Source organism: Mesorhizobium sp. M0040 (assembly GCF_040323505.1).
GTDB lineage: Bacteria > Pseudomonadota > Alphaproteobacteria > Rhizobiales > Rhizobiaceae > Mesorhizobium.
The window spans coordinates 1-19,211 of the sequence record NZ_JAMYVA010000017.1; the positions used below are offsets into that span (position 1 = coordinate 1).

Sequence of the window (19,211 nt, forward strand, 5' to 3'; positions counted from 1 at the left end):
ACTGCCCCCCCGGCGGCTCCCCGCTTAGCCGGGGCGTGCCGCGGCAACGCGGGGGGGGGGGGGTTTGGTGGGCCTTTGCGCGGGCCTGCGGGGGGCCCCCGGGGGGGCGGGTCCTGCCCGGCCGGCGGCGGGGGCGCCCCCTGGTGGACATCGCCGCCCCGCGCCCAATGGCGCGGCGGATTCGGGCGGCAATTGAGGACGCCGGTGTTACGCAACGCCTTGGCCCGAAGGTGTCGGTGATTGTTGACGGCGGCGGGCAGCTGACAATGGATGCGGTTACGGCCGATGTCAGGCTGGTCGGGGTGCGGGCCGCCGACGGAATTAAGTGGCGGGTATCGCTCGCCGGAGATGCGCAGGGTGCCACGCCGCTGGCGATGTCCGAGGAAGATGCGGCTTGTGACATCGCCGTCGCCATTCTCAGGATGGTTGCCGAAAAGGGCCGCGATGCCCATGCGCGGGATTTGACGGCGAGGCAGCTGAGATCTCTCGCAAGTTGGCGATCCGTCGCGCCCCCCTCTGTCCTGCCGGACATCTCCCCCACAAGGGGGGAGATTGCGCCCTCATCTCGGCTTTCGCCTATCACCCGAGGTCCTGAGCCGCCGCTGAAGCTGCCGATCTCCCCCCTTGTGGGGGAGATGTCCGGCAGGACAGAGGGGGGCGCGACGGAACGCCAGCCCATCGGAGTTTTTAACCTAGCCGCCGCAATCGCCCTCGGCATCGGCCTGCCGTTCGGCAGCATACCAGCGCAAAAACTTATCGATCTCACCCAATACGCCCTCACCCTCGGCACCACCGAAATCCGCCTGGCGCCGGGTCGCGCGCTGCTTTTGCTTGGCCTCTCCCCAGCCGCATGTCTTTCACTCCAGAAAACCGCCGCAACCCTCGGCTTCGTCACCGACGCAGCCGATTCGCGCACCAGGATCGCCACCTGCCCCGGCGCACCCGCCTGCGCCTCCGGCCGGATCGCCACCCGCGACATCGCCGAGATCATCGCTACAGAAAACCGCGACATCCTCGATTCCTCCTTAACGCTGCACATCTCCGGCTGCGCCAAGGGCTGCGCCCATCCCGGTCCGGCGGCGCTGACCCTGGTCGGTGGCGAAAACGGAGCCGGACTTGTCGTGGACGGGACGGCAAAGGCATTGCCCGCCGGATACAGGCCGGGCTACGACGCCGCGCACGGCATCGGCCGCGTTGCAGCGGTGATCCGCAGCGCACGACATCCCGGCGAAACCGCTGCCGCCTGCCTGGCGAGGCTCGGCGCGGCCGGCATCACCGAAATCTATCGACAGGAATGAGCATGCCCGCCCAGAACGCCTACGACTACATCCGTGACGGCACGGCGATCTACGAGCGCTCCTTCGCCATCATCCGCGCCGAGGCCGACCTGTCGCGCTTTTCCGAAGCCGAGGCCGACGTCGCCATTCGCATGATCCATGCCTGCGGCCAGGTCGACGCTTGCAGGCACTTCGTTTTCTCGAGCGATTTCGTCGCCGCCGCGCGCACGGCCCTGGGCGCCGGCGCGCCGATCTTCTGCGACGCGCAGATGGTCTCGCACGGCGTCACGCGCGCCCGGCTGCCGGCCGGCAACGATGTGATCTGCACGCTGCGCGATCCGCGGACCGCCGACATCGCGAAAAAGATTGGCAACACCCGCTCGGCCGCCGCGATCGACCTGTGGGGCGAGCGCATGGCCGGTTCGGTCGTCGCCATCGGCAATGCGCCGACAGCCCTTTTCTATCTGCTGGAAAAACTGCGCGACGGCGCGCCGAAGCCGGCGGCGATCATCGGCATGCCGGTCGGGTTTGTCGGCGCCGCTGAATCGAAAGATGCGCTGGCCGAAAATTCCTATGGCGTGCCTTACGCCATCGTGCGCGGCCGGCTGGGCGGCAGCGCCATGACCGCCGCCGCCCTCAATGCATTGGCGAGGCCGGGCCTATGAATGCGATTGCAAAAGGCAGGCTTGTCGGCGTCGGCACCGGACCCGGCGACCCGGAACTCTTGACGCTGAAGGCAGTGCGCGCGCTGGCTGAGGCCGATGTCGTCGCGCATTTCGCCAAGCGCGGCAACAACAGCAATGCGCGCGCCATCGTCGGCGCCCATTTTCGCCCTGATTTGATAGAGTTGCCGCTGCTTTATCCGGTGACGACCGAAATTAATAAGGATCACAGCGATTACCGCTCGCAGATCACCGATTTCTACGAGGAATCGGCCGAAAAGGTCGCCGCGCACCTCAGCGCCGGCAGGATGGTCGCGGTGCTTTCGGAAGGCGATCCGCTTTTCTACGGCTCCTACATGCATCTTCATGTCCGGCTGGCGCACCGTTTTCCGACCGAAGTCATTCCTGGCGTCACCGCCATGTCCGGCTGCTGGTCGGCGACCGGCCTGCCGATCGTCCAGGGCGACGACGTGCTGACGGTGCTGCCGGGCACCATGAGCGAATTCGAGCTGACGCGGCGCCTCGCCGACACCGACGCTGCGGTGATCATGAAGGTCGGCCGCAACCTGCCCAAGATCAGGCGCGGGCTGGAGGCAACCGACAAGCTGGCGCGGGCCATCTATGTCGAGCGCGGCACCATGCCGGGCGGCGTCTCGATGCGGCTGGCCGATAAAAAGGACGACCAGGCGCCTTATTTCGCCATCGTGCTGGTGGCCGGCTGGTCGGGCCGGCCAAGCGCATTGAAAGCCGAAGCATGAGCGGCCGCCTCACTGTCATCGGCCTCGGGCCCGGCAACGCCGACCAGGTGACGCCGGAGGCAAGCCGCGCCGTTGCCGAGGCAAAATTCTTCTACGGCTACAAGCCTTATCTCGACCGGCTCGATCTGCGCCCCGACCAGATTCGCGTCGCTTCCGACAATCGCGAGGAACTCGCGCGCTCCAGGGACGCGCTGCTCAAGGCTGTGGAAGGCCACGATGTCGCCGTCGTGTCGGGCGGCGATCCGGGCGTCTTCGCCATGGCCGCGGCCGTCTGCGAGGCGATAGAGGCGGGCCCACCCGAATGGCGCGCGGTCGACATCGCCATCGTGCCCGGTATCACCGCCATGCTCGCCGTCGCCGCCCGCATCGGCGCGCCGCTCGGCCATGATTTCTGCGCCATCTCGCTGTCCGACAATCTGAAGCCGTGGGACCTGATCGAGCTACGCCTGCTGGCGGCAGCCGGCGCCGGCTTCGTCATCGCGCTCTACAACCCGATCAGTAAGGCGCGCCCATGGCAGCTAGGCCGCGCCTTCGAATGCCTGACGGCGATCCTGCCCGGCACCACGCCGGTGATCTTCGGCCGTGCCGCCGGCCGTCCCGACGAGCGCATCGAGGTTTTTCTGCTGGCCGACGCCGATGCCGCGAAGGCCGACATGTCGACCTGCATCATCATCGGCTCGCCGGAAACCAGGATCATCAAGCGGGGTGACAAGGCCGCGCTGGTCTACACGCCGCGTTCGGCAGCGGGCCCAAGAACATGACCGACCAGAAAATGATCGACCATCGCGGCAAGAGATTCGACGGTCTCAGCCGACGTGACGTCCGGCAGCGCCGGCCTGCGGATCATCACCACCTCGATTCCCAGCGCTCGCGCCGCCGCGATCTTGCCGTAGGTCGCCTCGCCGCCGCTGTTTTTGGAAACAACGACTTCGATGCCACGGCTTCCGAGCAGCGCGCGCTCATCGACCTCATGAAACGGCCCGCGCGCCAAGAGATAGGTCGCGTCGGGCACAGCGAGCCTGGGCTCGACCGGGTCGACACTGCGGATGAGATAATGATGCTGGGGAGCGGCCTTGAAGGCAGCGACCTCCTGTCGCCCGAGCGCCAGGAACACGCGGCGCGGCACCGATCCCAGAGCCGTCACCGCGCTGGCAACGGTGTCGACCAACATCCAGCGATCACCTTCGACCGCCTCCCATCCGGGACGCCTGAGCGCAACGATAGGCACGCCGGTCATGCGCGCTGCTTCCGCCGCATTGGCGGAGATTCGCGCCGCATAGGGATGCGTGGCGTCGATCAGCAGGTCGATCTTGTTCTGGCGGAGATACGCCGCCAGCCCGCCGGCACCGCCGAAGCCGCCGACCCGCACCGGCACCCCCTGCGCGGCCGGGTTTTCGGTGCGGCCGGCCAGCGACAGTATGACCGAAATATCCGCGCGCGCGGCCAGCTTTCCGGCCAGTTGCCGGGCTTCGGTGGTTCCGCCGAGGATCAGAATGCGGTGGGTCATCATGCCTGCTGAACCTCCGCGCGGCGCCAAGCTCACCTCAAAGTGGCTCACGATCATCGGCATCGGCGAGGACGGTGTAGCGGGTCTCGGCGACGAGGCCAAGCGGTTGATCGCGGAGGCCGAATTCGTCTTCGGCGGCAAGCGCCACCTTGCCCTCGTCGCGTCGCTCGCCAAAGGTGAAGTGCGCGCCTGGCCGGCCCCTTTCGATGCCGAAATGCGCGACGTGCTGGCACTGGCCGGCCGACGCGTCTGTGTGCTGGCCTCCGGCGACCCGTTTTTCCATGGTGTCGGCGCCACCCTCGGCCGCAAGCTGGCGGCGGAGGATATGCGGGTGATCCCTGCGCCCTCGGCCTTCTCGCTGGCCGCCGCCCGCCTTGGCTGGCCGCTGCAGGATATCGAGACCGCCTCGCTGCATGGTCGCTCGCTCGACCTGATCCGGCCGTTGCTGCATCCTTGCACCCGCATTCTCGCGCTGACCTCGGACAGCGATGCACCGGGAGCGATTGCCGGTCTGCTGACAGAGCTCGGCTTCGGCGCCTCGCAGCTGACCGTTCTGGAGGCGCTCGGCGGTCCGAACGAAAGGCTGCGCTCGGCGAGCGCCGGCACCTTCGATCTCGAAAAGATCAACCCACTCAACGTGCTCGCGATCGAAGTTGAATCGACTTCGCAAGCACGCATCCTGCCGCTGACAGCGGGACTTGCCGATCATTTGTTCGAGCATGACGGCCAGATCACCAAGCGCGAAATGCGCGCCGTCACCCTGTCCGCTCTCGCGCCAAGACGCGGCGAACTGCTGTGGGACATCGGCGCCGGATCGGGCTCCATCGGCATCGAATGGATGCTGGCCCATCCTTCCATGCGTGCGATCGCCGTTGAGGCCGATCCGGCCCGCGCCGCGCGCATCCGACGCAACGCCGCGGCTTGCGGCGTTCCCGGTCTTGCCGTCGTTGAAGGTTCGGCACCGCAAGCGCTTGCCGGGCTGGAGACGCCCGCGGCGATCTTCATCGGCGGCGGCGGCAGCGATGCCGGCGTGCTGGAAGGAGCCATCCATGCCTTGTCTGCCGGCGGCCGCCTCGTCGCTAATGCGGTGACCCTGGAGATGGAGGCGCTGCTGCTTTCCCGTCACGCCGCGCACGGCGGCCAGCTCACCCGCATTGCTATATCCCGTGCTTCGCCGGTTGGTTCGATGCAGGCCTGGCGGCCGGCTATGCCGGTCACTCAATGGAGCTGGGTGAAGCCATGATGGTCGCGGGCATCGGCAGCCGCAAAGGCGTCAGCGCGCGCGACGTGCTTGCCGCGGTAGAAACCGCACTGGAAGCGCACGGGCTTGCCCTGCCCGCGCTTTCAGCCCTCGCGACCGCGTCTCTCAAGCAGGATGAAGCGGCAATCTTCGCCGCCGGACGCGAACTCCGCCTTCCGGTGATCGTCGTCGAGCAGGATGAACTCAAAGCCGCATCTACGACCAGCCGTTCCGACCTATCGCAGGAGCATGCCGGCACGCCGTCGGTTTCCGAAGCCTCGGCGCTTGCCGCCGCCGGCAAAGGCGCAAAACTGCTCGGGCCGCGCACCGTGCTCGGTGCTGTCACTTGCGCCATCGCCATCAGCGGAGATGCGGCATGACCGTTCACTTCATCGGTGCCGGCCCGGGTGCTGCCGACCTCATCACCTTGCGCGGCAGCCGCCTGCTCGGCAGTTGTCCCGTCTGCCTCTATGCCGGATCGATCGTCGCGCCGGAGCTGTTGCAGCACTGCGCGCCCGGAACGAGGTTGATCGACACCGCGCCGATGGCGCTCGACGAGATCGAGGCCGAATATCTGGCCGCCCACGCGGCCGGCAATGATGTCGCCCGCCTGCATTCCGGCGATCTTTCGGTGTGGAGCGCCGTTGCCGAGCAGATCCGCCGGCTGGAAAAGCACGGCATTCCTTACACGCTGACGCCGGGCGTGCCGTCCTTCGCCGCTGCGGCGGCAGCGCTGCGCCGCGAGCTGACCATTCCAGAAGTCGCGCAAAGCCTGGTGCTGACCCGCATCTCCGGCCGCGCCTCGAAAATGCCGCCCGGCGAAACGCTGGCCGGCTTCGGCCGCACCGGCGCCACGCTGGCCATCCACCTTGCCATCCACGCTATCGACCGGATCGTCGCCGAACTGACGCCGTTCTATGGCGCCGATTGCCCGGTGGCGGTCGTCTTCCGTGCTTCCTGGCCGGACGAGCGCGTGCTGACCGGCACGCTGGCCACCATCGAGGCGCAACTGGCCGCCGATCCGATGGAACGCACGGCAATCATCTTCGTCGGCCGCTCGCTGGAGGCGGAGGGCTTTGGCGAAAGTTCACTGTACGACGCGCACTACCAGCGACGCTTTCGCGGACGGGACGGATTGTGAGCGGCAGCAACAGAAACACTACGGTCGAGCAGGCGCTCACCCGGCTCAACTTCAAGCCGCGCCAGCTTGAGCCCGGGCATGTCTGGCTGGCCGGCGCCGGCCCTGGCGATCCCGGCTGCCTGACGCTGGAAGTGCTAGCCGCCCTCGGACAGTGCGACGCGCTGGTTTATGACGCGCTGGTCTCGCCAGAAGTCGTCGCTGTCGCCGAGGGCGCGGAACTGTTCTATGCCGGCAAACGCGGCGGCAAGCCGTCGATGAAGCAGGACGACATTACCGCCTTGCTGGTCCGGCTGGCGCGCGAGGGCCGGCGCGTCGTCAGGCTGAAGGGCGGCGACCCCTATATTTTCGGGCGTGGCGGCGAAGAGGCGCTGGCACTGGCCGGGGAAACTATCCCGTTCCGCATCCTGCCTGGCCTGACGTCCGGCCTCAGCGCGCTGGCCGCGACCGGCATTCCCGGCACCATGCGCGGCATCAACAAGGCGCTGATCCTGGCGACCGGCCATGCCGCCGGCACCGATGATGATCTCGACTGGGCGGCAATCGCCCGCACCGGCCAGCCGGTGGTCGTCTATATGGGTATGGCCAACCTGCCGCTGATCGCCGCTTCGTTGCTAGAGGGCGGCCTGCCGTCTTCGACGCCCGCCGCGGTCATCGTTGCCGCGACGACGCCGCAGGAGCGTATCGTCGTCGCCACGCTCGCCACGATTGCCGAGGAAACGGCCGCAGCCGGCTTGACCTCGCCGGCGCTGATCGTCGTCGGCGGCATCGTCGGGATGCGCGCGGCACTGGCGGGTGAGCCATGACCCGCGCCATCATCATCGGCGCGCCGCGCTCGGGCTCGGGCAAGACCAGCGTCACCATCGGCATTTTGCGCGCACTTGCCCGGCGCGGCCTGAAAGTGCGCGGCGCCAAATCCGGCCCGGACTATATCGATCCTGGCTTCCACACCGCCGCCACCGGCTTGTCCGGCGTCAATCTCGACAGCTGGGCAATGCCGCCCGCCCTGCTCAACGCACTGGCCGGTGAAGCGACCGAAGATGCCGATTTTATCTTCCTCGAAAGCGCCATGGGCCTGTTCGACGGGATTCCTGCTGCTCAAGGGCGCACCGGTTCGGCCGCCGATCTCGCCCGACTCTATGGTCTGCCGGTGCTGCTGGTACTCGATGTCTCCGGTCAATCGACCACGGCAGCAGCCGTCGCCAAGGGTTTTGCCACCTACGATCCGGATGTGCGCATGGCCGGGGTCGTGCTCAACCGGCTGGGCAGCGAGCGCCACCGCCGGCTTTGCAGCGATGCCATCGAAGCACTCGGCCTGCCTGTCGTCGGTGCCATCCTGCGCGATCCCTCGCTCAACCTGCCCGAGCGCCATCTCGGCCTCGTCCAGGCCGGCGAATATGAGAATCTGATGGCGCATCTCGACCGGCTGGCCGACATGGTCGAGCGCTCGCTCGACCTCGACGCCATCATGGCGCTGGCGGCGCCATTCACGCCCGCACCGGGCAATTTCGGCGACGCGCTGCCGCCGCCCGGCCAGCGCATTGCACTCGCCGAGGACGCCGCCTTTACCTTCCTCTATCCGCACGTTGCCGCGCATTGGCGCAAGGCCGGCGCCGAGATCGTTCCGTTCTCGCCGCTCGCCGATGAAGCGCCTGGCGACAATTGCGATGTCTGCTGGCTGCCCGGCGGCTATCCCGAGCTTCATGCCGGCCGCCTCGCGGCCGCTGCGAATTTCAGGGCGGGCATGGCGAGGTTCGCCGCCACGCGGTCGGTGCACGGCGAGTGCGGCGGCTTCATGGTGTTGGGCGAAGCGCTCGAGGATGCGTCGGGCGAGACGCATCGGATGCTTGGCCTCCTCGGCCATTCGACCAGCTTCGCCAAGCGCAAGATGAATCTCGGCTACCGCGAGGCGCGGCTGCGGTCCGGCTGTCCGCTCGGCAGCCAAGGCACGCTGATCCGCGGCCACGAATTCCATTATGCGCAGATGATCGCGACCGGCAATGACGAGCCGCTGGCCGACCTCGCCGATGGGCAAGGCAATCCGCTCGGCGCCTCCGGCTACCGGGGCGGCAATGTCAGCGGCACCTTCTTCCATGCCATTGCGAGGGGCGCATGAAGGCCTCGCAGCGGCAGATTTTCGAGGACATCGCGCTTTGCTTCGTCTTCTTCACCCGGCTGCCGCTGCCGAGAGCCGACTTCCGTGGCCGCAGCCTTGCCGCTGCGATCTGGGCTGCACCCGTTGCCGGTCTCGCCGTCGCTCTGGTCGGTGCGCTGGTCTACGCCATCGGCACAAGGCTCGGCCTAGCCGCAGGTCCTGTTGCCGCGTTGGCCCTTGCCGCGATCTTGCTCGCTACCGGCTGCCTGCATGAGGACGGGCTTTCGGACGTCGCCGACGGCTTTGGCGGCGGCAAGACGCGCGGCAGGAAACTCGAGATCATGCGCGACAGCCGCATCGGTGCCTACGGCGCCTGCGCGCTCGGCATCTCGCTGCTGATCCGCTGGAGCGTACTCTCTGGATTCGCCGGCCCGACTCATGTCTTCTGGGCCCTCATTGCCGCGCATGCGGCCTCGCGCGGCCTGCCCGGCGCCTTCATGCACCTGCTGCCACCGGCCCGCAGCGACGGCCTCTCGGCTGATGCAGGCGCAGTCACGGCCGAAACCGCCGGTATCGGTGCCGTACTCGGTGCGGTCGCGCTGCTGGCGCTTGGGTTCAGTGCTGCCATGTTCGCGCTCATCCTGCTTGCGTTCTTGTTTGCCGCGTTTCGAGCGCTTTGCCTCAACCAGATCGGCGGCCAGACCGGCGACACCGTCGGCGCCCTGCAGCAGCTCGGCGAGATCGCAATCCTGCTCGTCGCTTCCGTTTCCCTGTCTTGACTCTGTTTCGGAGATTTTGCCCCCATGCCTTTCAAATCGCTCGATGAACTGCGCGCCGCCTGCCTCGACCTGCCCACTGGCAGCGATGCCGCCGCAAATGCCGTCGCCCGGCGCCAGGACACGCTGACCAAGCCGCAAGGCAGCCTCGGCCGGCTGGAGACAGTAGCCGCCTGGCTGGCGCGCTGGCAGGGCCGCGACATACCAAAGCTCGACCGCGTCAAGGTTTTCGTCTTTGCCGGCAACCACGGCGTCACCGCGCAAGGCGTGTCGGCCTTCCCGTCGGAGGTCACCGTGCAGATGGTGGCGAATTTCGCCGGCGGCGGCGCCGCCATCAACCAGCTTGCCCGCATTGCCGGCGCGGAGCTGGACGTCATCCCGCTCGACCTCGACCGTCCGACCGGCGACTTCACGCAAGAGCCGGCGATGGACGACGAAGCCTTCCTCGCCGCCGTCTCGGCAGGCTACGACGCGATCAGCAGGGATCTCGACCTTGTATGTTTCGGCGAAATGGGCATCGGCAACACCACGCCGGCGGCGGCCATCTCGACCGCGCTGTTCGGCGGCGGCGCGGAGCGATGGACAGGGCGTGGCACCGGCGTCGACGACGCCGGCCTCGTGCGCAAGATCGTCGCCATCGAGGCCGGCCTGAAGCGCCACGCCCCGGCGCTAGCCGACCCCCTGAAGGTAGCGGCAGCCCTCGGCGGCCGCGAGCTCGCGGCGATCCTTGGTGCGACGCTAGCTGCGCGCCACCTAGGCGTCCCGGTGCTGCTCGACGGCTTCGTCTGCACCGCCGCCGCCGCACCTTTGGCAGCGCTGCACCCTGCTGGCCTCGCTCACACCATGGCCGCTCACGTCTCAGCCGAATCCGGCCACCGCCGCCTGCTCGAAGCGCTCGGCCTGCCACCCTTGCTCGACCTCGGCATGCGGCTCGGGGAAGGCTCCGGCGCCTGCCTCGCCGTCAACATCGTCCGCTCGGCACTCGAATGCCACGCCCGCATGGCAAGCTTTGCGGAGGCTGGGGTTTCGGAGAAGTAAGGCGGAGCCAAGCGCGGATCGCGTTGATGAACAAACCCTCACAGATTTTCGGAGACCCCAAACAGGGGCTTCGCGATATTCTTGCTCGGATCATCAGGGATTTCGACAGCAAGAGCGGCGCTTTTGCCGGGCTGAAATACAATTCGCCGTGGATACTCGCCACCGAGGATTGGGCAGAGCGATCGGGCCATACGGTCGAAGAGCTATGCGAGATGATTTCTCAATGCCGGATTTCGGTTCACTCTGGGAATCCGACGAATCCGCCAATCATCCAAATTTTTGAAGATCTTCGCAGTGCTGCGGAAGAGTGGAGAACAGAGACAGGTTACAGTGATCCGCCCATCCATCTGACCCCGGAATTGACGAAATTCCCTAATCGCAAAGAACTGAAAGCCCATACCCTGAAGGTATGGAGTTCTTTGGGATTGGCGAGGCAATGGCATAGCTATGATGCCAAGGACCTTAGGTTCTGCGGAATTTTTGAGGACAGATTTGATCACAATGTTACAGTCAGAATGACCTTTAAGCTTGGATATGGTGGGCCTATCCGGCTGGATTTTCACTTTCCTTACTACGCAGACGATGAACCTACATCCTTTGAACTGGGCGGTCTCTCGGGCGAGGCGCTATTCCATGCACTTCGACTGCCCAGGCATCCTGCACTCGAATGGATCGCAAGCAAGAGCAAAACAAACTTCGATGCCGTCGACGGCGTGATAGCCATAACGCGAGCAATCCTGACCTATCTGAAGCCCACTATCCAATAGTCGGGCGAGTCAGCTAGCCGCTTGCCGACATGTGCGACGGGCAAAAGCTGTCTCGCGCCGCGTTAAGGTCTTTCCACCAAATCCCAGAGATTTTTGGTGGGTGCGCACAGGATTGAACTGTGGACCCGCTGATTAAGAGTCAGCTGCTCTACCAACTGAGCTACGCACCCACTCGGCCGGCAAAACCGGCGTTGGCGGGCATATAGCCGCCGACATCCGCCATGTCCAGCCCCGTGGGATTCATTTCCCGACAAATCGCCGAAGTGCCGAGGTCGTCAAACAAAAAGCCTGCCTTCGGCCACCTTGACCGCATGGCCGCCGATGCGGGCGGCCGCCAGTTTGCCGCCTTCGACATTCAGTTCGAGGCGAATGCGCGAAGGCCGGCCCATCTCCAGCCCCTGCTCGATCCACAGTTGTGAAACGCCGTCCGTCGGGCCGTCGAAATGCATGATCGCGCCGGCGAAGGCGGCGGCCGCTGAGCCGGTCGCCGGGTCTTCGTAGGACGGATTGCCGGGCACGATCATGCGGACATGGAAGGCACTGTCGTGGTGCACCGTCTCGCGACAATAGACATAGGGGCTGGCGAAGGCCCAATCGCTCTTGCGTGGTGCGAGCTCCGACCAAGCTTGGTTGTCCAGCCTGATCCGGGCGGCCGCCTCCAGATTGGCGACGGGGATGGTCACGTAAGGCACTCCAGCCGACCAGAACGAGACGCGGTGGTTCTCGAAGCCGATCTCATGCGGCCCAAGGCCAAGGGCCGCGCCGATCGCCTCGGGATCGGCCGACAATTCCAGCTGCGCCGGCAGTTTCGCCAGGTCGAACTCGGCAAAGGTCGAACCGTCGTGCTTGCTGACAGCGCAGCGCACCGGGCCGATATTCTCCTCGAGCACGAAGATGCCGGCGGCCTCTCCCGCCATTTCGGCGAGCGCTATCGCCGAGCCGACGGTCGGGTGGCCGGCGAACGGCATTTCATAGTCGGGTGTGAAGATACGGATGCGGGCCCGATGCTTGGGATTATCAGGCGGCAGCACGAAGACGGTTTCGGACAGGTTGAACTCGCGCGCCACCGCCTGCATCGCCGCAAGGTCCAGCCCGTCACAGTCGAGCACCACGGCCAGCGGATTGCCCGCCAGCCGGTTGGTGGTGAATACGTCGTAAAGCAAGTAATTCCGCGGCTGCATCTCAGTAAGTCCTCTGCCTCATTCCCAACATGAGCGAAATTTAATTTGAATTTTGAACCATAAGGCCTGATTTGTGCACTGATGGGATATCACTGAACATAGGGGTCCGGCGTGGACCAGATTGTCAATCTGCCAAAGACGGAATCCGCTTCCGCCATCGAGACGGCGCTCGGGCTTGACCACCAGAGCCTGAAGACAAAACGCCGTCGCGGTTGGCTTTACGCACTGCTTGCGCTACTCGCAGTGGCCGCGGGTGTCGTCGGCTACCCGTGGTATGCGGGCTCGCCCGCCAAGATCGAGTATACCACGACACTGGCTACCATGGCCGATCTTACCGTCGCGGTTTCGGCTACCGGCACGCTGCAGCCCCTCACCCAGGTCGATATTTCCAGCGAACTCTCCGGCGTCGTCCGCTCGGTTTCGGTCAACGAGAACCAGCTGGTGAAGAAGGGCGATGTGCTGGCCGCGCTCGACACCGCCAAGCTGGAGGTGCAGATCGAGCGCGCCCAGGCCTCGGCCAAGGCGGCGGCGGCGAGCGTCGAGGACGCCACCGTGACCGTGGCCGAAAACGAAAAGGGCCTGGTGCGCGCGGTACAACTCACCAAGCGCGGCATGGCGACGGACCAGTCGCTTGAAGCGGCAACCGCCACCCGCGACCGCTCGAAGGCGGCGCTTGATATCGCCAAAGCCAACCTCGCCATGGCCAATGCCGATCTCAAGGCGCAGCAGACGGATCTTGCCAAGAGTACCATCTACGCTCCGATCGATGGCATCATATTGACGCGCTCGGTCGACCCCGGCCAGACGGTCGCCTCCTCGCTGCAGGCGCCGGTGCTGTTCGTCATCGCCGCGGATTTGAAGAACATGGAACTGAAAGCTGCGGTCGACGAGGCTGATATCGGCGCAGTAAAACCTGGCCAGCATGCGCGCTTCACCGTCGACGCTTTTCCTGAACGGCCATTCGACGCCGAGATCCGGGACATTTCCTATGCCTCGGTCACCACCGACGGCGTCGTCACTTACGATGCAAGGCTGGATGTCGACAATAGCGAGCTTCTGTTACGGCCCGGCATGACTGCCACCGTCTCGGTCGTCACCAAGCAGGCCAAAAACGTGCTCACCGTGCCATCGATCGCCTTCCGCTACCGGCCGGCGCAGACGGCGGAGCGCGGCTGGAGCCTCACCGACCTGTTCACCGGCCGCATGGGGCGCCCCGGCGGCAACCGCCAGCGGCAGGCGGCGACGAAGCCCAGCGACGGCTCGCGCACGCTTTACGTGCTGGAGAATGGCCGGCCGCATCCGGTCAACGTCAGGGTCGGCTCGACGGATGGCGAACTGACCGAGATCGTTTCCGGCCTGGAGGAAGGCGCGCAAGTCATTACCGCCTCGCAGCGGAGCTGATCGTGGCATCGGGCGCGACCCTCATCGGCTTCGACAAGGTCTGGAAAAGCTATGGCCAGGGCGAGGCCCGGGTGCATGCGCTGGCCGGCGTCGACCTCGCCATCAGACGCGGCGAATTCGTCGCCATCATGGGCCCGTCTGGCTCAGGCAAATCGACGGCGATGAACATCATTGGCTGCCTCGACACGCCGACCGCTGGGACTTACAGCTTCGAAGGCATCGACGCCGGCCGTCTCGACCGCAACCGCCGCGCTGTGCTGCGCAACCTCTATGTCGGCTTTGTCTTCCAAGGCTATAATCTCTTGCCGCGCACCACGGCGGCGGAGAATGTCGAACTGCCGCTGATCTATCGCGGCGTTGGTGCCCGCGAGCGTCGCGGCCTTGCCATGCAGGCACTTGCCGAGGTCGGCCTTGTCGGCCGCGAGCATCATACGCCGGCCGAGCTGTCCGGCGGCCAGCAGCAGCGCGTGGCGATCGCGCGCGCCATCGTCACCAGGCCGACGCTGCTCGTCGCCGACGAACCGACCGGCAATCTCGACACCGCCCGCACGCACGAGATCATGGAACTCCTGACGCAGCTGAACAGCGAGCTCGGGCTGACTATCGCCATGGTCACGCACGAAGCCGATGTTGCCGGCTATGCGCAGCGCACGATCCGTTTCCTCGATGGCCATGTCGCCTTGGACACAGCCAATCTCGAGATGGCCTAGCCATGATCTGGGAAACCGTTCGCCTCTCGCTCCGCTCCATCCGCCGCAACGTGCTGCGCTCGTTCCTGACGCTGCTCGGCATCGTCATCGGCGTTGCCGCCGTCATCGCCATGCTGACCATCGGCTCGGGCACCACCGAAAAGGTCAAGTCCGATATTTCCAAGCTCGGCAGCAATCTGCTTGTCATCCGTTCCGGCCGTCCGGCCGGGCCTGGCGGACCTGGAGGGCTCGACCAGGTGGTCCGACCGCTGGGCGACAAAGATCTTGCAGCGCTTGCCGCGCATCTGGACGGCTCGCGCGCCATCTCGCCGGCGTCGCAAAAGCAGGTGCGCGTCATTTTCGGCACCGAAAGCCTGACCTCGGGCGTCACCGGCACCGACAGCGCCTATCTCGATGCCCGCGACTGGAAGCTGGTTTCGGGCCGCCCGTTCAGCGATTCGGAAACTCGCTCGGGCACCGGCGTCTGCCTCATCGGCGAGACGGTGCGCCAGCAGTTCTTCGGCGCCGGCGACCCCGAAGGCGAGATCATCCGCGTCAACCGCACTTCCTGCAAGATCATCGGCCTGCTCGAACCGAAGGGCTATGCCGGTTTCGGCCAGGACCAGGACAATGTCGTGCTGATGCCGCTTGCGGCCTATCAGCGTCGCATTGCCGGCAATCGCGACATCGAATCGATCTATGTCGCCGCCGACGACGGTACGCCAACCACGGTGCTGCAGCAGCGCGTCGAGGACATCTTGCGCGACACACGCCGCATCACGCCCGACCGTGACGATGATTTCTCGATCCGCGACATGACCCAGATCGCCGATGCCATGGCCAGCGCCACCACCACCATGACTGGCATGCTCGGCGCCGTCGCCGGCGTCAGCCTGCTCGTCGGCGGCATCGGCATTATGAACATCATGCTGGTGTCGGTAACCGAGCGCACGCGCGAGATCGGCATCAGGCTCGCCATCGGCGCCCACGAAAAGCATATCCTCATCCAGTTTCTGGTCGAGGCAACCGTGCTGTCGCTGCTTGGCGGCATCATCGGCATCCTGATCGGCCTGGCGCTGGCCGGCCTCGCCTCGCTAGCGCTGACGATCCCGTTTGCGCCAAGCCCGGCGGTCATCCTGCTTGCGGTCGGCTTTTCCGCGCTGATCGGCATGGTGTTCGGCTTCTTCCCGGCGCTGCGCGGCGCGCGGCTTAACCCGATCGACGCGCTGAGGCATGAATAGGCATTGCAGCAAGTGTCGCCTCCAGACGCTGCCAATTTTTTATGCAACCTGCCCTTGTCGCAGCACATTCTGCAATGATAACAATGCTGTTGGGGACTAAGGGGGGAACAATGGATGAGCAAGAAAGCGCGACTGGCTTTGGCGATTGTGATCGTCGAAGCCGCCTTGGCAGGGCTTTGGTGGAATTTGATCCTTTATGGGATGGAGAATCCCGATCGCGTCACCGCTGACTTCCAGCAGGTAATTGGGCAGACGATGGGAACGGCGATGGGCGCGCTCCTGGGTCTCGGCGTGCTGTTGTATTTTGTTGCCGCCCGCAACGACCGCAAGGCTATTGAAGGTAGGCTACGACGTTAGAGTTGGAAACCTTGCTCGCTCGCAAAGTGCCATTCGATCAGCGGTCCCATATGCGGCATCAGCCCGTCCGGCAGGTCGGCTGCATTGCGGATGATTACGGGGCCTTCGATTTCAGGCTCTGACTCGGCCGCGACGAAAGCGCTGATCCGCTGTGCCAGGTCGTCGGCGGAGGCCGTCTCGCGGTAGCGGCGAAAGATCACCGTGCCGCTTGCCGTCGACAGGGCGTAATGGCGCCTGCCGCGTGTCGCGCCTGACAGGTCGAGACCGGTCTCTTCGCGCACCTCGCGGATCATGTTGAAGTCGACGTCGACAAGGCCGTCGCGGAAATCGGTTGGCTCGAACGAACCGGCGGCGAAGTAGATGCGGCCGGCATTGACCGTATGCGGCGCCATGCGGATCGCCACAAGCGCATTGTCGCCGGCGACCAGCATGGCATGGGCATAGGCGTGCTCGGCCCCGGCCACCTGTCGATTGCCGCGCCAAAGCATGAAGGTCGAATATCGCACCGCATGGCAGCGGCCAACGAGGCGATTGTCGCGATAGCTGAGAGCAGAAAGCAGCACCACGGTGCCGTCGAAAAGCGCCGGCTTGGCCGCGGTCTCACGCCGCCAGTTCTCGGCGATCGCGTCGGCATGATCGCGCTCGAACGGATGCGGGCCGGAATCGAGCCTGACGTCGATGGCATCGACCGGCAGGATGACGTTGCGCGGCAGATCGAAACTCACGCCTGTCTCACACCATGTCGAGGGCAATTGCTACCGGGCAATGGTCGGATGCCTTCGGCCGGTCCCACCCGGCACGCGGGAAGCGCTCGACCTCCTGGCCCGCTGGAAATATGGTGCGCCAAGGCTGGCCGTTGCGGATGATATCGGGAACCGCGGTGGCGTTCTGCCTGGCCAGCGCGCTCGACAAAAGGATGTAGTCGAGCTGGCAGAGATGCCGCTCTTCCGGTCCGCGTGTGTGATAGAAAGTCCAGCGGTCCATTTCCGGCCGCCGCTCGACCGCGTTTTCACAAAAGCCGCCGGCAGTGAGCACATCGATGCAGGACCGGCTCTCGTCGATGACCTCGAAACGGTAGCCGTCGACGGCATCGCCGGTAATCTTCACGCGCTGCCGGTAGTCGTTCATATCGCCGCAGATTGCCCAGCGCTTGTCGGCGGCATGGTCCTTGCCGAAGCGCTCCTCGATGATCCGGCGCACTGCTTGAGCTTCGGCGATGCGCAGCGGCATTGTCGCTTCACGGCCGTCAAGGCCGTTGCGGGGCGAGCCCATCGACTTGAAATGAACGAGGTAGAGCGTCAACGGCGCGCCAGCCACCGTCAGATCGATTTCCAGGCAGTCGCGCCGGAAGATGCGTTCATTGGCCTGGTAACCAAGCGCTGCCAATTCCGCCGTGTGCAGCCCGAATTGCTCGAACGTGACATAGGCGTAGCTGGTCATGCGCACGAATTCGATCGGCTGGCCCTGCGCGGTCTCGTTGCGCATCATCACGGCGACGTCGATGCCGCGCGAATCATTGCCGGCGGTGGTGTATTTCTGCCGGTAGCCTTGCCCCACCATCTTGAACAGATAGCCATATTCGAAGGCCCTCAGCGCCTCGATATTGTCGACCTCCTGCATGCAGATGATGTCGGCGCGGGTGGCCGCGATCGCCAATGCCGTCAGCTGCCGCGTGTCGTCGGATTGGGCGATGGCCCGCGCCTGCTCGAGCATCTTGTATTCGGCCTCGCTCTGAATGTCGAAAAGCGCCAGTGTGCGGTCTTCGTTGAGTTGGTTGCGGTAGCCGGAATAATCAAACCTGTTCATCAGGTTTTCGACGTTGAAGGTGGCAAGGCGCAGCGACATGGCTTTGACCTTTGCCCGCAAGCGCGCCCGAAAACAAGGGCGCAGAAACCAGGCGGCTCTGATTGATCGCGCGCTCGCCATGGTTGACGGAACCTTTTTGTTCATCTTCCGTTCAGATGGAAAGTTCCATCAATAGGCCCTTCCCCGGGGTATTCTGGGCGTGGGGCCTGAATCTTCGGAGAGTGCGATGAAACCGCTCTTTTTATCTTCTGTCAGATCCGGGCTGATGGCCCTCGGTCTGATCGCCGGCCTCTCGGCCCCCTCGCTTGCCGGGCCGATACCCAAACCCCTGCTGCCGGTGGCGGGCAATGCCGCCGACATCGTGCAAATTCGTGAAGATTGGGCAGGCGGCAACGACAGGCAGATCTGGCGTTGGCGCAATCACGGCTTTCGGCAATGGCGCGGCGACGATGGTTGGAGATGGCGGTCCAACAATTTCCGCGGCCGTCATTTCTCGAGACACTGGGACAATGGCGACTGGAATGACAACTGGCGTTGGCGCCATCACCGCCGCCATTACCGCGGCGGTTACTACGATGATGGTGCCGGCGCCGCGATTCTTGGGCTGGGCCTGGGGTTTGGCCTCGGCAGCCTATACAACAATTACAACTACTACGATGCGCCCGCACCGCGGCGCTACTACCGGACACAGCGGCTTTCCAGCGCGCATGTCCAATGGTGCTACAATCGCTACCGGTCGTACCGCGCCTGGGACAACACGTTCCAGCCCTATAACGGGCCGCGCCAGCAATGCTACTCGCCCTATAGCTGAGCAGGCCGGTAATAATATCGTCTGGCGCCGCGCGTTGCGGCGCCGATTTTTTCTTACGGCCAGCAACCGCGAAAAATCGCCAGCCTCCACTGCTGATAACGCTATTTTTATCAGGCAGGTCTAATAATCCTCCCGATCAGAACGCCCGAGACGCGAAGATGGCTGGATTGCGTGCGATGGCCGAGGACGAACAGAGGGACAAACACCGGCAGCGCGTCTTGAAGGGCGCGACGATCCTGACCGGCGTGAGCAATTCCGAGGTGACATGCACGCTGCGCAACATGCATGCCGGCGGCGCCGAATTGAAGGTCTCGATCGACGCGCGCGTGCCCGATGAGTTCCTGCTCTATGTTCCGACCGACGGCATTGCCTACAAGGCGGTGGTCCGCTGGCGCCGCGAGGACCGAATTGGGGTGATGTTCGCCGGCACCGAACCAAAGCCCAGCTGGCACTACGGCTGAGGTTCC

At 65.1% G+C, this 19,211-nt stretch carries 23 protein-coding genes and 1 tRNA gene; 19 read left to right on the plus strand and 5 right to left on the minus strand.

The features are described from left to right. Nucleotides 1–143 precede the first annotated feature (143 nt). Genes cobG through NKJ91_RS16710 form a run of 4 tightly spaced genes read left to right on the plus strand, consistent with a single transcriptional unit; the run spans nt 144 to nt 3,458 of the window. Entirely contained in the window at nt 144–1,298 is a 1,155-nt protein-coding gene (gene cobG / locus NKJ91_RS16695) for a precorrin-3B synthase (RefSeq protein WP_352456469.1), read from the plus strand. Further along, complete coding sequence (locus tag NKJ91_RS16700; protein ID WP_502903603.1) at nt 1,295–1,942, plus strand: precorrin-8X methylmutase; 648 nt, start codon at nt 1,295–1,297, stop codon at nt 1,940–1,942. The genes cobG and NKJ91_RS16700 overlap by 4 nt, the downstream gene beginning before the upstream one ends. Next, the gene (locus tag NKJ91_RS16705) at nt 1,939–2,697 is read left to right on the plus strand and encodes a precorrin-2 C(20)-methyltransferase (protein ID WP_352456471.1); all 759 of its coding nucleotides are present in this window, start codon (nt 1,939–1,941) and stop codon (nt 2,695–2,697) included. The genes NKJ91_RS16700 and NKJ91_RS16705 overlap by 4 nt, the downstream gene beginning before the upstream one ends. Then, nucleotides 2,694–3,458, plus strand: coding sequence for a precorrin-3B C(17)-methyltransferase (locus NKJ91_RS16710; protein WP_352456472.1), 765 nt, complete (start codon nt 2,694–2,696; stop codon nt 3,456–3,458). Before NKJ91_RS16705 ends, NKJ91_RS16710 begins: the two co-directional genes overlap by 4 nt. Here the strand turns inward: NKJ91_RS16710 and NKJ91_RS16715 are convergent. Beyond that, nucleotides 3,422–4,204 (minus strand): cobalt-precorrin-6A reductase, encoded by a 783-nt coding sequence (locus NKJ91_RS16715; protein WP_352456473.1) that lies wholly within the window; start codon nt 4,202–4,204, stop codon nt 3,422–3,424. The two genes, NKJ91_RS16710 and NKJ91_RS16715, sit on opposite strands and share 37 nt — an antisense overlap. A 1-nt stretch (nt 4,205) precedes the next feature. On the opposite strand from NKJ91_RS16715, the gene cbiE reads away from it, so the two are divergent. Genes cbiE through NKJ91_RS16755 form a run of 8 tightly spaced genes read left to right on the plus strand, consistent with a single transcriptional unit; the run spans nt 4,206 to nt 11,258 of the window. Beyond that, complete coding sequence (cbiE, locus tag NKJ91_RS16720) at nt 4,206–5,447, plus strand: precorrin-6y C5,15-methyltransferase (decarboxylating) subunit CbiE (RefSeq protein WP_352456474.1); 1,242 nt, start codon at nt 4,206–4,208, stop codon at nt 5,445–5,447. Then, complete coding sequence (locus NKJ91_RS16725) at nt 5,444–5,824, plus strand: cobalamin biosynthesis protein (protein WP_023676642.1); 381 nt, start codon at nt 5,444–5,446, stop codon at nt 5,822–5,824. Before cbiE ends, NKJ91_RS16725 begins: the two co-directional genes overlap by 4 nt. Then, a complete protein-coding gene (cobM, locus tag NKJ91_RS16730; protein WP_352456475.1) occupies nt 5,821–6,585 on the plus strand; it encodes a precorrin-4 C(11)-methyltransferase in 765 nt (254 codons plus the stop codon). The genes NKJ91_RS16725 and cobM overlap by 4 nt, the downstream gene beginning before the upstream one ends. Further along, entirely contained in the window at nt 6,582–7,388 is an 807-nt protein-coding gene (cobA, locus tag NKJ91_RS16735) for a uroporphyrinogen-III C-methyltransferase (protein WP_352456476.1), read from the plus strand. The genes cobM and cobA overlap by 4 nt, the downstream gene beginning before the upstream one ends. After that, nucleotides 7,385–8,698, plus strand: coding sequence for a cobyrinic acid a,c-diamide synthase CobB (locus NKJ91_RS16740; protein ID WP_352456477.1), 1,314 nt, complete (start codon nt 7,385–7,387; stop codon nt 8,696–8,698). The genes cobA and NKJ91_RS16740 overlap by 4 nt, the downstream gene beginning before the upstream one ends. Beyond that, a complete protein-coding gene (locus NKJ91_RS16745) occupies nt 8,695–9,456 on the plus strand; it encodes an adenosylcobinamide-GDP ribazoletransferase (RefSeq protein WP_352456478.1) in 762 nt (253 codons plus the stop codon). Before NKJ91_RS16740 ends, NKJ91_RS16745 begins: the two co-directional genes overlap by 4 nt. Before the next feature lie 24 nt (nt 9,457–9,480). After that, nucleotides 9,481–10,491, plus strand: a complete 1,011-nt coding sequence (cobT, locus tag NKJ91_RS16750; RefSeq protein ID WP_352456479.1) for a nicotinate-nucleotide--dimethylbenzimidazole phosphoribosyltransferase — start codon at nt 9,481–9,483, stop codon at nt 10,489–10,491. A gap of 26 nt (nt 10,492–10,517) precedes the next feature. After that, the gene (locus tag NKJ91_RS16755) at nt 10,518–11,258 is read left to right on the plus strand and encodes a hypothetical protein (RefSeq protein WP_352456480.1); all 741 of its coding nucleotides are present in this window, start codon (nt 10,518–10,520) and stop codon (nt 11,256–11,258) included. 94 nt (nt 11,259–11,352) lie between these two features. Here NKJ91_RS16755 and NKJ91_RS16760 read toward each other — a convergent pair. Next, a tRNA-Lys gene (locus NKJ91_RS16760) sits at nt 11,353–11,428 on the minus strand. A 105-nt stretch (nt 11,429–11,533) separates the two neighbouring features. Beyond that, nucleotides 11,534–12,439 (minus strand): PhzF family phenazine biosynthesis protein, encoded by a 906-nt coding sequence (locus NKJ91_RS16765; RefSeq protein ID WP_352456481.1) that lies wholly within the window; start codon nt 12,437–12,439, stop codon nt 11,534–11,536. A gap of 111 nt (nt 12,440–12,550) precedes the next feature. Between NKJ91_RS16765 and NKJ91_RS16770 the strand changes: the two genes are divergently transcribed. The 4 genes from NKJ91_RS16770 (at nt 12,551) to NKJ91_RS16785 (ending at nt 16,127) form a co-directional block, all read left to right on the plus strand. Continuing rightward, nucleotides 12,551–13,840, plus strand: coding sequence for an efflux RND transporter periplasmic adaptor subunit (locus NKJ91_RS16770; RefSeq protein ID WP_352456482.1), 1,290 nt, complete (start codon nt 12,551–12,553; stop codon nt 13,838–13,840). 2 nt (nt 13,841–13,842) lie between these two features. Then, nucleotides 13,843–14,550 carry an ABC transporter ATP-binding protein gene (locus NKJ91_RS16775; RefSeq protein ID WP_352456483.1) on the plus strand — a complete coding sequence of 236 codons (708 nt, stop codon included), beginning with the start codon at nt 13,843–13,845 and terminating at the stop codon, nt 14,548–14,550. Between the two features lie 2 nt (nt 14,551–14,552). Then, nucleotides 14,553–15,770, plus strand: coding sequence for an ABC transporter permease (locus NKJ91_RS16780; RefSeq protein ID WP_352456484.1), 1,218 nt, complete (start codon nt 14,553–14,555; stop codon nt 15,768–15,770). A 114-nt stretch (nt 15,771–15,884) separates the two neighbouring features. After that, nucleotides 15,885–16,127 carry a hypothetical protein gene (locus NKJ91_RS16785; protein WP_023720771.1) on the plus strand — a complete coding sequence of 81 codons (243 nt, stop codon included), beginning with the start codon at nt 15,885–15,887 and terminating at the stop codon, nt 16,125–16,127. Here the strand turns inward: NKJ91_RS16785 and NKJ91_RS16790 are convergent. After that, entirely contained in the window at nt 16,124–16,852 is a 729-nt protein-coding gene (locus tag NKJ91_RS16790) for a hypothetical protein (RefSeq protein ID WP_352456485.1), read from the minus strand. The two genes, NKJ91_RS16785 and NKJ91_RS16790, sit on opposite strands and share 4 nt — an antisense overlap. 7 nt (nt 16,853–16,859) lie before the next feature. After that, nucleotides 16,860–17,972 (minus strand): endonuclease/exonuclease/phosphatase family protein, encoded by a 1,113-nt coding sequence (locus tag NKJ91_RS16795; RefSeq protein ID WP_352456486.1) that lies wholly within the window; start codon nt 17,970–17,972, stop codon nt 16,860–16,862. Here NKJ91_RS16795 and NKJ91_RS16800 point away from each other — a divergent pair. The 3 genes from NKJ91_RS16800 (at nt 17,971) to NKJ91_RS16810 (ending at nt 19,205) form a co-directional block, all read left to right on the plus strand. Beyond that, complete coding sequence (locus tag NKJ91_RS16800) at nt 17,971–18,108, plus strand: hypothetical protein (protein WP_156937338.1); 138 nt, start codon at nt 17,971–17,973, stop codon at nt 18,106–18,108. The genes NKJ91_RS16795 and NKJ91_RS16800 overlap by 2 nt on opposite strands. Before the next feature lie 51 nt (nt 18,109–18,159). After that, entirely contained in the window at nt 18,160–18,744 is a 585-nt protein-coding gene (locus NKJ91_RS16805; protein WP_352456487.1) for a BA14K family protein, read from the plus strand. 176 nt (nt 18,745–18,920) lie between these two features. After that, nucleotides 18,921–19,205, plus strand: a complete 285-nt coding sequence (locus NKJ91_RS16810) for a PilZ domain-containing protein (RefSeq protein ID WP_352456558.1) — start codon at nt 18,921–18,923, stop codon at nt 19,203–19,205. Nucleotides 19,206–19,211 lie beyond the last annotated feature (6 nt).

Coding starts and splice junctions, on each gene's coding strand:
- NKJ91_RS16795 (WP_352456486.1), bottom strand. CDS start 17,972: ATGTCGCTGCGCCTTGCCACCTTCAACGTCGAAAACCTGATGAACAGG.
- NKJ91_RS16725 (WP_023676642.1), top strand. CDS start 5,444: ATGATGGTCGCGGGCATCGGCAGCCGCAAAGGCGTCAGCGCGCGCGAC.
- cobM (WP_352456475.1), top strand. CDS start 5,821: ATGACCGTTCACTTCATCGGTGCCGGCCCGGGTGCTGCCGACCTCATC.
- NKJ91_RS16705 (WP_352456471.1), top strand. CDS start 1,939: ATGAATGCGATTGCAAAAGGCAGGCTTGTCGGCGTCGGCACCGGACCC.
- NKJ91_RS16745 (WP_352456478.1), top strand. CDS start 8,695: ATGAAGGCCTCGCAGCGGCAGATTTTCGAGGACATCGCGCTTTGCTTC.
- NKJ91_RS16700 (WP_502903603.1), top strand. CDS start 1,295: ATGAGCATGCCCGCCCAGAACGCCTACGACTACATCCGTGACGGCACG.
- NKJ91_RS16780 (WP_352456484.1), top strand. CDS start 14,553: ATGATCTGGGAAACCGTTCGCCTCTCGCTCCGCTCCATCCGCCGCAAC.
- NKJ91_RS16715 (WP_352456473.1), bottom strand. CDS start 4,204: ATGACCCACCGCATTCTGATCCTCGGCGGAACCACCGAAGCCCGGCAA.
- NKJ91_RS16710 (WP_352456472.1), top strand. CDS start 2,694: ATGAGCGGCCGCCTCACTGTCATCGGCCTCGGGCCCGGCAACGCCGAC.
- NKJ91_RS16765 (WP_352456481.1), bottom strand. CDS start 12,439: ATGCAGCCGCGGAATTACTTGCTTTACGACGTATTCACCACCAACCGG.
- NKJ91_RS16785 (WP_023720771.1), top strand. CDS start 15,885: ATGAGCAAGAAAGCGCGACTGGCTTTGGCGATTGTGATCGTCGAAGCC.
- cobT (WP_352456479.1), top strand. CDS start 9,481: ATGCCTTTCAAATCGCTCGATGAACTGCGCGCCGCCTGCCTCGACCTG.
- cbiE (WP_352456474.1), top strand. CDS start 4,206: ATGCCTGCTGAACCTCCGCGCGGCGCCAAGCTCACCTCAAAGTGGCTC.
- NKJ91_RS16800 (WP_156937338.1), top strand. CDS start 17,971: ATGGCTTTGACCTTTGCCCGCAAGCGCGCCCGAAAACAAGGGCGCAGA.
- NKJ91_RS16740 (WP_352456477.1), top strand. CDS start 7,385: ATGACCCGCGCCATCATCATCGGCGCGCCGCGCTCGGGCTCGGGCAAG.
- NKJ91_RS16805 (WP_352456487.1), top strand. CDS start 18,160: ATGAAACCGCTCTTTTTATCTTCTGTCAGATCCGGGCTGATGGCCCTC.
- NKJ91_RS16755 (WP_352456480.1), top strand. CDS start 10,518: ATGAACAAACCCTCACAGATTTTCGGAGACCCCAAACAGGGGCTTCGC.
- NKJ91_RS16810 (WP_352456558.1), top strand. CDS start 18,921: ATGGCCGAGGACGAACAGAGGGACAAACACCGGCAGCGCGTCTTGAAG.